General features: G+C 56.9%; 8 protein-coding genes. 6 read left to right on the top strand and 2 right to left on the bottom strand.

Features of this window, described 5'->3' with window-relative positions; all coding sequences use genetic code 11:
- Positions 1 to 108: 108 nt before the first annotated feature.
- From ACO6S1_RS04840 to ACO6S1_RS04820, 5 genes are all read left to right on the top strand, one after another.
- Positions 109 to 1980, top strand: coding sequence for a DUF294 nucleotidyltransferase-like domain-containing protein (locus tag ACO6S1_RS04840; RefSeq protein WP_422345198.1), 1872 nt, complete (start codon positions 109 to 111; stop codon positions 1978 to 1980).
- The gene (locus ACO6S1_RS04835) at positions 1977 to 2669 is read left to right on the top strand and encodes an exonuclease domain-containing protein (RefSeq protein ID WP_422345197.1); all 693 of its coding nucleotides are present in this window, start codon (positions 1977 to 1979) and stop codon (positions 2667 to 2669) included. The genes ACO6S1_RS04840 and ACO6S1_RS04835 overlap by 4 nt, the downstream gene beginning before the upstream one ends.
- A 118-nt stretch (positions 2670 to 2787) precedes the next feature.
- A complete protein-coding gene (locus ACO6S1_RS04830) occupies positions 2788 to 3102 on the top strand; it encodes a DUF4212 domain-containing protein (protein WP_422345196.1) in 315 nt (104 codons plus the stop codon).
- Positions 3103 to 3113: 11 nt separating this feature from the next.
- Entirely contained in the window at positions 3114 to 4889 is a 1776-nt protein-coding gene (locus tag ACO6S1_RS04825; RefSeq protein WP_422345195.1) for a sodium:solute symporter family protein, read from the top strand.
- 78 nt (positions 4890 to 4967) lie between these two features.
- Positions 4968 to 8330 (top strand): PAS-domain containing protein, encoded by a 3363-nt coding sequence (locus ACO6S1_RS04820; RefSeq protein WP_422345194.1) that lies wholly within the window; start codon positions 4968 to 4970, stop codon positions 8328 to 8330.
- Here the strand turns inward: ACO6S1_RS04820 and ACO6S1_RS04815 are convergent.
- Both ACO6S1_RS04815 and acs read right to left on the bottom strand, forming a co-directional pair.
- Positions 8327 to 8965: a LuxR C-terminal-related transcriptional regulator gene (locus ACO6S1_RS04815; protein ID WP_422345193.1), complete on the bottom strand. Its 639-nt coding sequence runs from the start codon at positions 8963 to 8965 to the stop codon at positions 8327 to 8329. The genes ACO6S1_RS04820 and ACO6S1_RS04815 overlap by 4 nt on opposite strands.
- A gap of 3 nt (positions 8966 to 8968) precedes the next feature.
- Positions 8969 to 10939: an acetate--CoA ligase gene (acs, locus tag ACO6S1_RS04810; RefSeq protein WP_422345192.1), complete on the bottom strand. Its 1971-nt coding sequence runs from the start codon at positions 10937 to 10939 to the stop codon at positions 8969 to 8971.
- Positions 10940 to 11092: 153 nt separating this feature from the next.
- Here acs and ACO6S1_RS04805 point away from each other — a divergent pair, with 153 nt between their 5' ends.
- A complete protein-coding gene (locus ACO6S1_RS04805) occupies positions 11093 to 12526 on the top strand; it encodes a DcaP family trimeric outer membrane transporter (RefSeq protein WP_422345191.1) in 1434 nt (477 codons plus the stop codon).
- Positions 12527 to 12560: the final 34 nt, after the last annotated feature.

Raw genomic sequence — 12560 nt, 5'->3', positions numbered from 1 at the left:
ATCAATCTTGCATCCTCCGACTCCGCCATTTTATTTCCCATCTCTATAAGATCTTTTGCCAATAGTCTTGTCTCCCTGTGCTGTGTAAAACGGGGGAAGGAGATTTCTGTGGAAATTGAGGAAGTCATATCGTTTTTGGGGCGCCATGCGCCGTTTGACCGTCTTTCTGTCAGCGTCATCGCGTCGCTGGCGAGGAAAATCGAGATACGGTATTTTCCCCGTGGCACGATCATCATTGATGCGGGCAAAGAAAATGATCTGCTGAGTATCGTCCGGTCCGGCGCTGTAGAATTGCGCCTGGGCGGAACGGAGCTCAGTCATCGATTGGGCGAAGGCGGTGTCTTTGGCTATCCGTCGCTGCTCCATCACGAACGGACCCGCAATCAGGTCGTCGCGCACGAAGACAGCCTGATCTATCAGCTCCCCAAGGCCGCGTTTCTGAAGCTGTTGGAAAGCCATGACATGCTCAAGGCTTTCTTTGCCAAGGATGAGGCGCAGCGCCTGCGTCTGGCAGTAGCCGGTTTGCGGCAGTCTGAAAAAGGCAATGGCGATGCGGCCATGATCGCGGTCAAACTGGGCAGCCTGCTGCGCCGCAAGGAAGTCATTACGGCCAGCCCGCGCGACAGCATTAGCGATGCCGCGAAACTGATGACCCGTGCCGATGTTTCCACCTTGCCCCTGATCGATCAGGGCAAACTGGTCGGGATAATCACCGACAAGGATTTGCGGCGCCGGGTGCTGGGACAGGATGTCCCGGTGTCCGAGCCCGTATCCCGGGTGATGACCACCGACCTGATTACGATGGCACCTGATGACCACTTGCTTTCCGCCATGCTGCTCATGTCGCAGCACAATATCCATCATATGCCGGTCGTGAACAGCGCGAATGCGATTGTCGGCGTGATCAGCTCCAGCGACCTGCTCAACCGATTCGGCATGAATGCATTGCAAGTGGTCGCGGAGATCAAGGCGGCAACGGACGCAGCGGCAATTGCCAGGGCGGCCCGGCGTGTGGATGCGGTATTGGCGCATCTCACGGAATCGGGCGTTGATGCCGGCAATGTCGCGCGCTTTGTCTCGAATATCGGCGAGACAACCCATAGCCAGCTGCTCAAGCTGGCCGAGGATCAATTGGGACCGCCGCCGGTACCCTATGCGCTGGTGGTATTCGGCTCGCTTGCACGACAGGAACAGGCCGGCGGATCGGATCAGGATAACGGATTCATTCTGGACGACAGCTATGATGCTCGGGCGCATGGCGATTATTTTGAAAAACTTGCAACCCTCTTGTGCGATGGTCTGAACAGCGCCGGTTATGTCTATTGTCCGGGCGATATCATGGCGACCAATGACAAATGGCGGCAGCCCCTTTCTGTCTGGAAAGAGCGTTACCGCAACTGGATTGCCAAGCCCGATCCGGAAAATGTCCTCAACACCACCATTTTCTTCGACATGAGATGCGTCGCGGGCAGGGAAGAGCTGGTTGACAGCTTGCGTGAGCAGATTTTCGCGTGGAGCAGCGCCAACAAAATATTCCTGTCTTTCATTGCAAGGGCCGCAGCCCATACCAGGGTTCCGTTGGGTTTTTTCCGGAATTTCCTGTTGCAGCATGACGAGAGAGAGGGCGATGTGCTTGACCTGAAACATCAGGCGATTGCGCCGGTGGTCGACATTGCCCGGGTCTATGCGCTGGCGCTGGGGTTAAGCGAAGTGAACAGCGAAGAGCGCCTGCGGAAAGCGGCCGAAAAGGGCGCGCTCAGCCAGGACGCGGTTTCGGATATCATCGACTCGTTCGAGTTTATCCGCAGCGTCCGGTTTCGCCATCAATCCGGACAGATCCGGCAAGGCGCGGCACCGACCAATAATCTCTCGCCGGAGCTGTTGTCCCGGTTTGAGCGAGAACATCTCAAGGATGCGTTTCGCGTCATCCGTGATCACATGGATATTGTCAGCCGCAAATATGCCGGCAATATCCAGTGAAACTGGGCTGGCAAAACTGGTTCCAGGAGAAACGCTTTGCCGCGCGCTGGCAGCAGGCGAAAGCAGCGGCGCAGTCGACCCCGATGGCGGGCTATTATGATGCTCTTTTGCCAACTGATAATCTGCTGGAGGATACGCCGCTGATCGCTCTTGATTTTGAAAGCGACGGGTTGGCGGAAGATGCCCAGCTGCTCGAAGCGGGATGGGTTGCCGTTGACGGCGGCGCGGTAAAGCTGGGCAGCGCCCGGAGGCTGCGTATCCGTGCAGGGAACAAGCTTCAGGGCTCGGCAGTGGTTATTCACCGGATTACCGACGATGCCGCTGCGGAAGGACAGTCCGAGCGGGATGTGTTGGAAACGTTGCTTGCTGATCTGAAGGGATCGGCGATCCTCGCCCATGCAGCGATCATCGAACAGGCCTTTCTGAATGCCGCCTGCCTGCGCTGCTTCGGAGCGCCCTTTGTCGGGCGCTTCATCTGCACCATGCAACTGGAAGACAGGTGGTTTCCGAAAGAGCGGACTGCCGATGGTTTGCGGTTAGGCAAATTGCGGGCGCAATATGGTTTGCCCTATTACCGCGCCCATGATGGCCTGACGGATGCCATGGCCTGTGCGGAACTGTTTCTTGCCCAATGCGCGCGCCGCCGGACCGAAAATCTGATGATGGAAGACGTGCTGATGCGGGGCTGAAGTCCTTGCGCGCGCATATTAGACCAAAGTCTCTCTATCAAAATTTTCGATCTCCACTAGCTTTCTCGATAATGGCCAGAAACCGGTCATGATGTGAAACAAGGAAGGGGAGGATGCCATGACTGACAATGATCCATCGGTGCCGGAGCCGAACGACAGCGGACCGGAACCAGACACGGAAACCAATGCAAATGAAAAGGCCTACTGGTCGGAGAATCTCCGTCTGCTCTGGTCGTTAATGGCGATCTGGTTTGTCGTATCCTTTGGCGCGGGCATATTGTTCCGCGATTTTCTCGACCAGTTTTCGCTTGGCGGTTATCCGCTCGGCTTCTGGTTTGCCCAGCAGGGCTCCATCTACGTCTTCGTTCTGCTCATCTTTTACTACACATGGAAGATGAAAAAGATCGAACGCAAATATGATCTTGACGATTGAGGGGGGCTGACATGGATACGCAAACACTCATCTATATTTTCGTCGGCCTGTCCTTCTCGCTCTATATCGGGATTGCGATATGGTCACGGGCAGGATCGACCAAGGAATTTTATGTCGCCGGCGGCGGGGTCAATCCGGTCGTTAACGGCATGGCAACCGCAGCTGACTGGATGTCGGCGGCAAGCTTTATCTCGATGGCGGGTATCATCGCCTTTTCCGGTTATGACGGCTCGGTCTATCTGATGGGCTGGACCGGCGGCTATGTGATGCTGGCCCTTTTGCTTGCGCCCTATCTGCGCAAGTTCGGCCAGTTTACGGTGCCGGACTTTATCGGAACGCGTTACTATTCCAAAACAGCGCGGGTGGTGGCGGTAATCTGTCTGATTTTCATTAGCTTCACCTATATTGCCGGTCAGATGCGCGGGGTGGGTATCGTCTTTTCCCGTTTTCTGGATGTGCCGATTACCATGGGTGTGATTATCGGCATGGGCATTGTTTTCTTCTATGCCGTGCTCGGCGGGATGAAGGGCATTACCTATACGCAGGTCGCACAATATTGCGTGCTGATCTTTGCCTATATGGTTCCCGCCTTCTTCATCAGCTTTCTGGTCACCGGCAACCCGATCCCGCAACTGGGACTGGGATCCACGGTCAATGACGGGTCGGGGCTATATGTGCTGCAGAAACTGGATCTGGTGCTACAGGATATGGGCTTCGGCGCCTATACCGACGGGTCCAAATCGATGATCGACGTGTTCTGCATTACAGCAGCGCTGATGGTTGGGACTGCCGGGTTGCCGCATGTCATCGTGCGCTTCTTCACCGTTCCCAAGGCTTCGGATGCCCGCAAGTCGGCAGGCTGGGCGCTGATCTTCATCGCCTTGCTTTACACCACGGCTCCTGCGGTTGGCGCTTTTGCCCGGATCAACTTTATCGAAACGGTTGACCAGACAGAATATGCCAAGGCGCCGGCCTGGTTCAAAAACTGGGAAAATAATGACCTGATCGCTTTCTATGACAAGAATGGCGACGGCGTTATGCAGCTAAGCAGCGGCGATGCCTTCAAGGGCAGCCCTTCCTATGCCGACACCACCGGTACCGCTGGTCAGCGGATGGTGACCAATCCTCCCAATGAGGACAGCACCAACGAGGTTTATGTGGACCGGGACATCATGGTGCTCGCCAATCCGGAAATTGCCAATCTGCCCGGCTGGGTGATTGCGCTGGTCGCGGCTGGCGGTCTGGCGGCGGCCCTGTCCACGGCGGCGGGCTTGCTGCTGGTGATCTCGTCATCGATCAGCCATGACTTGCTGAAGAGCACCTTCCGGCCGCAAATCACCGAAAAAGGCGAATTGCTGGCGGCGCGTATCGCAGCGACAGCGGCGATTGTGGTGGCGGGCTATCTTGGCATCTATCCGCCGGGATGGGTTGCGCAAGTGGTCGCCTTTGCCTTCGGTCTGGCGGCAGCATCGCTGTTCCCCGCCATCTTCATGGGCATCTTCTCAAAGTCGATGAACAAGGAAGGCGCGATTGCCGGGATGGTCAGCGGACTGGTGTTTACGTTCAGCTATATCGCCTATTTCAAGCTGGTGGCACCGGATGCCAATGTCGCGGCCAACTGGCTGTTCGGCATCTCGCCAGAGGGCATTGGTGTTGTCGGAATGATCCTCAACTTCGCCATCGCCATTGCGGTGTCGAAGATGACAGACTCTCCGCCCGTCGAAGTGCGCAAGCTGATCGACTCGATCCGCGTACCGCGCGGAGCCGGAGATGCCGCAGCGCATTGATACCCTGTCTTCCCGGGGTGAAAGGGCGGCGCTTGGCGTCGCCCTTTATTTTTGCTTTAAGTGGTGGGGGAGAGAAATATGATCTTGTGGATCGCGCTTGCCGTTTCGGTGCTCTATTCCGCCGGCTTGTTCTGGCTGGCGTTAAAGGGCGATGGCGGGCGTCTGGTGCCGGGGCCGCGCGCGCAATCATGGATCTACGGATTGTCGCTGGCGGTCTATTGCACCAGCTGGACATTTTATGGGGCGGTCGGCACGGCGATTTCCAGCGGGTGGCATTTTCTGCCCATCTATCTCGGTCCGATATTATTGTTCACTCTGGGTTATGCTATTGTCGCGCGGACGCTGCAGCTCGGCAAATCGCATCACAGCACGTCCATCGCGGATTTCCTTTCGACGCGCTACGGGAAAAGCGGCGCGGTGGCCGCCCTGATTACGGTCATCGCCACGGTAGGCCTTTTGCCCTATGTCGCGTTGCAGTTAAAATCTGTCGGTCAGACCCTGTTTGCGCTGTCTCCCGATATCGGTGCAGCAGTGAATCCGGATGATGTCGTGCTGGGCGTGGCCGCGATCATGGCGCTATTCTCGATTTTGTTCGGCGCGCGCCAGATAGATCTGACGCAGCATAATCGCGGGATGGTGCTGACCATCGCCGCCGAAGCCATTGTTAAAATGCTGGCCTTGCTGGCGGTCGCCGCCTTCGCGCTTCTTCTCTTCGCCGGGAATGGCGCCATGCAGAGCAATGTGACGGACGGCTTCAATGATATTTTTCACGCGGACCAGTTTGATAGCCGCTTCCTTGTGCTGACGCTGATTTCTGCCTGTGCGGCCCTGTGTTTGCCGCGCCAGTTTCACATGACCATCGTCGAGGCCCAGAAAGACAAGCCCGATCGATTGATGCGCTATGTTTTTCCCGCCTATCTTGTCCTGATCGCTCTGGTGGTGTTCCCGATCACCCTGGCGGGGACGTCGCTGCTGTCCGCCAGCCAGATAAGTCCCGATATGCTGATGCTGGCGCTGCCGCTTAGCATGGGGGCTGACTGGCTTGCCATATTGGTCTTTATCGGCGGTTTTTCAGCGGCTACCGGAATGGTGATCGTTACGACCGTGGCACTATCGGGTATGATTACCAACGACTTGATCGTGCCGCTTTTCTATCGCCGCAAAACCAATCATGCGGCGCTTGGCCAGTCGTTGCTGTGGATAAGGCGGCTGACCATTATCGGGCTGCTGTTTTTCGCCTATCTCTATTATCGCACGATTAGCAGCGCTTCGACACTGGCCGGTTTGGGTACCGTTTCTTTTGCCGCTGTTTCGCAGTTTGCGCCCGGACTGATTGGCGGACTGTTCTGGAAGCAGGGTAACCGGATCGGGATGATCGCCGGGCTCCTGTTGGGCTTTTCGGCATGGCTCGTGCTGCTGATTGTCCCGACCTATATGGATGCCAGCCCGGTCATCCAGATTGCCGAGGACCGTCTGGTCTCGGCGGTCATCATCAGTCTGACCCTCAATATCGCCGCTTACATCCTGTTCTCGCTCAACAGTCAGGCGAATATTATCGACAAGGCCCAGTCAGCAGCGTTTGTTGCGATGGAATATCGGGCCGCAGATGGCAGCCGCGCGCCTGAAAAAATGCGTGTTGCAGATTACCGGTTGCTGCTCCGGCAGTTTGTTGGCGGCGAACGCAGTCGCACGGCGATGCAGCATCTGGGCCAGAAGGTCGGCCGCACCTATTCCGATCTGGATCCCGCCGACGGAGATCTGATTGAAATGGTCGAACGACAGCTTTCCGGCGTGCTCGGCGCCTCTTCCGCCAGGGCAATTATCGGTTCGACAATGGAGGGCGACCCGATTCCGCTGGAACAGGTGGTGGCCATGTTTGACGAAACTTCCCAGCGCCTGCAATTTAGCGGAGAACTGCTGCAGACAGCGATTGAAAATATTGATCAGGGCGTCGCGGTGGTGGACAAGGACATGCAGCTGGTTGCCTGGAACAGCCGCTATGTCGACATGTTCGCGCTGCCAGATGATCTGGTCACCATTGGCCGTCCGATCGCCGATCTGATCAGCTATAATGTGCGCCGCAACGGTGTGGGTGAAGATCATGTGACCGCCGAAGTCGCCAAGCGTCTCGGCCATATGCGTGCGGGCCGCAAACATGGTCAGGAGCGCGAACAGGCCGATGGCCGGATCTTGCGTATATTGGGCAACCCAACATCAACAGGCGGCTATGTTACAAGCTATACCGACATTACCGCAGACAGGCGATCAGAACAGGCGCTGGAGGCCAAGGTCGAGGAGCGCACCAAACAGCTGACCGATGCCAATAGCGCGCTGGAAAAGGCAACCCGTTCCAAAACCCGCTTTCTGGCTGCGGCCAGCCATGACCTTGTGCAGCCTTTAAACGCGGCCAGATTATTCACATCCGCGCTGGATGAAGAGATCGGCACGCAGCAACCCAGAGCCAAGAAACTGGCGCATGATATTGATCGTTCTATCGAAATGGCGGACCGATTGCTGCGCGCCCTGCTCGACATATCAAGGCTGGATAGCGGCGGCCTCCAGCCGAAAATAACCCGTTTCCCATTGGCGCCGCTGTTCGATGATCTGCGGTCGGAATTTAACCGCGCGGCCAGGGAAAAGGGTCTGGAACTGCATGTCGAACAAACCGATCTGTGGGTCGAAACGGATCGCAATTTGCTGCTCAGCATTCTCCAGAATCTTGTATCCAACGCTGTTCGCTATACCGAGAACGGCTCAGTTTCTCTCGCCGCCAAGAGCAAGTCCGATGATGTCGAGATCCGTGTGACCGATACAGGGGTGGGTATCGAAAAAGCGCAACATGAAAAGATTTTTGAAGAATTCCAACAAGTCGGATCGCATATCAAAAAGGAAGGTGCGGGTTTGGGGCTGTCCATATCCCAGCGCATCGCCGGACTGCTAAATAGCGCGATTGCGGTTGAATCGGCACCGGGCAAGGGGAGCATATTTTCTCTGCGCATCAACAAAACCGCAGCGCAGGCCAGCGCCACCAAACCGGTCAGTAGCCGGAAATCAAACGCTTCCGAACTAGCGGGCAAGACCGTGCTCTATGTCGACAATGATCAGGCTGCTCTGGATGCGCTGTCCGCGTTGCTTGAACGCTGGGGCTGCGACATCAAAACCGCCTTGGGACCGGAGCAGGCCTGCGAGGCTTTTGCCGATCCGCCTGACCTGGTGATTTTCGACTATCAACTGGACGACGGCTGGACGGGCGACCGGTTATTCGAAAAGCTGATCGATATATGGCAAAAGCGCCCTCCGGCCATATTGGTAACGGCGGAAGATTCCGATCGCACCAGACAGGTGGCAGAAACACTGGCAGTGGAGCGTTTGATCAAGCCAGCCCCGCCTGCTGCGCTGCGCGCGTTGATCAGCCAATTGCTGCGAAAATCCCGCGGCTAGACCGATTTGACTTCAGGCAATTCCACGTCCAGCTGTTTGGCGACAAGCACGGCCTGCGTTCGATTGACAACGTCCAGCTTGCGGAAAATCGCGGTAATATGCGCTTTCACGGTCGCCTCGCTAATCTCCATTTGATATGCGATTTGCTTGTTCAGCATGCCTTCGCTGACCAGGTTCAAAATGCGTCGTTGCGCCGGGGTCAGGCTGGCCAGCTTCGCGAACAGCATAACATCGTCTTCATTTTCGATGACGTCCGCATCAAACCAGACATCGCCATCGCGAATCTGTGACAGCGCCTCGCGCATGACATCCAGATCGACAGATTTCGGAATAAAACCCGACGCCCCCAGGCTCTGGCAAGCGCGTACGACGCGGCTTTCTTCGCTGGCCGATACAACGACCACGGGAAGCGCCGGAAAATCGTGACGGAAATCCAGCAGAGCGGTCAACCCGTCGCTGTCCTCCATGTGCAAATCAAGCAGCAGCAGGTCCGCCGGTGCGGCATCGGCGGCATCGCGGGCCGCGGCCACGGTTTCCGCCTCCACCAGCTCCGCCTTTGGCCATAGTTTCAGCACCGCCTGACAGAGCGCGCCCCGAAACAGGGGATGGTCATCGGCGATAATGATTCGGGCCATATCCTACCTATTCATTCTTCCTTTGATGAGTGTATCGACGACGTTTGGATCTGCAAGGGTTGAGGTGTCACCGAGTGTTGCATAGTCGTTTTCGGCTATTTTGCGCAGGATGCGCCGCATGATCTTGCCGGAGCGGGTTTTGGGCAGTGCCGGGGTGAAGTGGAGATGGTCGGGCGTGGCAATGGGGCCGATCTCTGTGCGGACATGGTTTCTGAGCTCTGCGGCAAACGCGTCGCTGGCTTCCTCACCGGCATTGAGCGTGACATAGCAGTAAATGCCCTGGCCCTTGATGTCGTGCGGATAGCCCACCACGGCGGCTTCGGCGACCTTGGGGTGGGATACCAGCGCGCTTTCCACCTCGGCGGTGCCCATGCGGTGACCCGAGACATTGATCACATCATCGACCCGGCCGGTAATCCAGTAATAATCGTCCTCGTCTCTTCGGCAGCCATCACCGGTAAAATATTTGCCCTTGTAGGTGGAGAAATAGGTCTGGATGAAGCGTTCATGGTCACCGTAGACTGATCTTGCCTGGCCCGGCCAGCTCGCGGTGATGCACAGGTTGCCATCGGTCGCCCCATCAAGCACCGCGCCGTCATTATCAACCAGCTGCGGCTGGATACCGAAGAAGGGTTTACCGGCACTGCCCGGCTTCATCCCGTGCGCGCCGGGCAAAGTGGTGATCATGATACCGCCGGTCTCTGTCTGCCACCAGGTATCGACTATCGGGGACTGGCCATCGCCGACCACTTCATAATACCAGCGCCAGGCTTCCGGGTTAATCGGTTCACCTACCGTGCCAAGCAGGCGGATGGATGAACGGTCATGCGCTTTGACCGGAGCATCGCCTTCGCGCATCAGCGCGCGGATGGCGGTGGGGGCGGTATAGAAGATGTTGACCTTGTGCCTGGCAACCACTTGCCAGAAGCGGCCATGGTCGGGATAGTTAGGCACGCCCTCGAACATGACCTCGGTCGCGCCGTTGATGAGCGGGCCGTATACAATATAGCTATGGCCTGTGACCCAGCCGATATCGGCTGAACACCAGAAGACCTCGCCCGGCTTATAGTCAAAGACATAGTGGAAGGTGGTTGCCACCCACACGGCATAGCCGCCGGTGGTATGGAGCACGCCCTTGGGCTTGCCGGTCGAGCCGGATGTGTAGAGAATGAACAGAGGGTCTTCCGCATTCATCGGCTCGCACGGGCATGTCGCGGGCACATCGGCCGCCACTTCGTGATACCAGTGGTCGCGGCCCTCGGTCATCGCAATATCGCTGCCCGTGTGATTAATCACCAGCACCGCATCGACATCTGTACCGTCTTTGGCCAGCGCGGCATCGACATTGGCCTTCAGGGGCACGCCCTTGCCGCCGCGCAGGCCGCCATCGGCGCAGACCACAAACCTGCTCTTGCAATCTTCAATCCGCCCGGCCAGCGCTTCGGGAGAAAAGCCGCCAAACACCACCGAGTGGATCGCGCCAATGCGCGCGCAGGCGAGCATCGCCACCGCGCCTTCCACAATCATCGGCATATAGATGGTGACCCGGTCACCCTTGCCCGCGCCCAGCTTCTTCAGCGCGCCGGCCATCTTGACCACTTCGGCCTGCAGCTCGGCATAGGTAAGCGTCCTGCCTTCCCCGTCCGGATCATCCGGCTCGAAGATCAAAGCCGTCACATCCCCCCGGCCGGCTGCCACATGCCGGTCCACCGCATTATGACAGATATTAAGCACACCATCCTCGAACCACTTGATCGATACCGGATCATAAGACCAGTTGGCGATCGTACCCGGCGCCTGCGCCCACTCCAGACGCTCAGCCTGCTTCAACCAAAAACCATCAGGATCAGAAATACTCTCCGCATAAAGAGCTGCATAAGCAGAAGAAGGGCAGTGGGTGTCCGCGCCGGCCTGCGGTGATGGAATGGGTTCAGAGGCATTTGTTTCGGCCACCATTTCCAGACTGTCTGACATTATCTTCCTCCCGCTTTCGATTATCAATGGCATCATATCCGAAATGCCTGCCCGTGTTGAATGCGACATTGGTCGTATAGACCATTGGCTAATTTTCTTCCGGCCTCGTCGCTGACATCATCGCCAAAAATAAAGGTGAGAGAGGATGGTTTCATGACCAAGTCTGGAAGAGGTTTGATCAAAACGCTGCTCATGTCAGCGACGATATTGACTGCCGCGCCTGCATGGGGACAGGATAGCGAGAATAGCGATGTCAACGAGCGACTGGATCGTCTGGAAGCGCTGGTTAACAATCTGATTGAACGATTGGATGCCAAGGAACCGGCCAATCAAGGGACGTCCCTTTCCGGTGATGCCGCCACCGCGCGACAGGCGCAGCAGGCGCTTCAGGCCGCCCGCGCTCTGGCAGAGCGCACTGCCGCTGTGGAACAAAAAGTTGCCGAACAAGCCGTGGCGACACAGCAGGTGGCGGAAAAATCTGACGAAGCCAATGGCTTTAATGTTGGCAAAACGCGGGTCACTTACGGTGGCTATGTCAAACTGGATGTGATCTCCGAACGGACCAGCGGCGGCCAGGTTGCATCCAGCAGTATTGCCCGTGATTTTCTAATCCCCGGGGCCATCCCGGTCGGCGGAGAATCTTCCGGCTTTGATACCGATTTCAGTGCCCGCCAGACCCGCTTCTTCCTGAAGACCGAAACCGATGTTGGCGATGATCACAAGATCGGATCGCATATTGAGCTCGATTTCATGGTGACCGACGGCGGGGATGAACGGATATCCAACAGCTTTGCGCCGCGCGTCCGGCAAGCTTATATAACCTTCGACAACTGGCTCTTCGGTCAGACCTGGTCGACCTTTCAGGATGTCAGTGCCTTGCCCGAAGCCATGGACTTTATCGGTCCGACACCCGGCACTGTTTTCGATCGCCAGCCTATGATCCGTTACACCAGGGGCGGGCTGCAAATTGCGCTTGAGCAGCCCGAAACAACGATCACAACGCCGACGGGTGCCCGGATCATAGCTGGTGATGACAGCCTGCCCGATATAGTTGTTCGCTATAATCACACGGGCGATTTCGGTCATCTGACCGCAGCGGCCATTGGACGGGTGCTGCGCGTGAACGAGGATGATTTCGGGCTGATCGACGACAGTACGATAGGATACGGGCTTAGCCTGTCCGGCAAGCTCAATATCGGTGAGCGCGATGATTTCAAATTCATGGCAACAGCAGGGGAAGGGCTGGGGCGCTATATTGGGCTGAATATCGTCAATGATGCGGCGGTGCGCGATGATGGCAGCCTCACGCCGATCGCCACCTATTCCGGCTTCCTGGCTTATCGGCACTTCTGGTCCGACAAATGGCGCTCAACCATTTCCGGGTCCTATTTCAAGGCTGATAATCCGGTATTACTAACCACTGGGCTCGTCACCGATGAAAGCTGGAACGTGTTCGGCAATATTGTCTATTCGCCCGTCGCGCCGCTCGATATCGGCATTGAATATATGTATGCCAAACGCCAGATCGAAGACGGTGCATCGGGCAATTTACAGAAGGTCCAGATGTCAGCAAAATATAAATTCTAAACCAAGCAGCGGCGGTCCAGCGTAAATATTTGAT

Source organism: Parasphingorhabdus sp. (assembly GCF_965233695.1).
In the GTDB taxonomy this organism is placed as follows: domain Bacteria; phylum Pseudomonadota; class Alphaproteobacteria; order Sphingomonadales; family Sphingomonadaceae; genus Parasphingorhabdus.
Note: the sequence above shows the minus strand (reverse complement) of the source record. Positions and strands in the feature narration are given on the sequence as shown.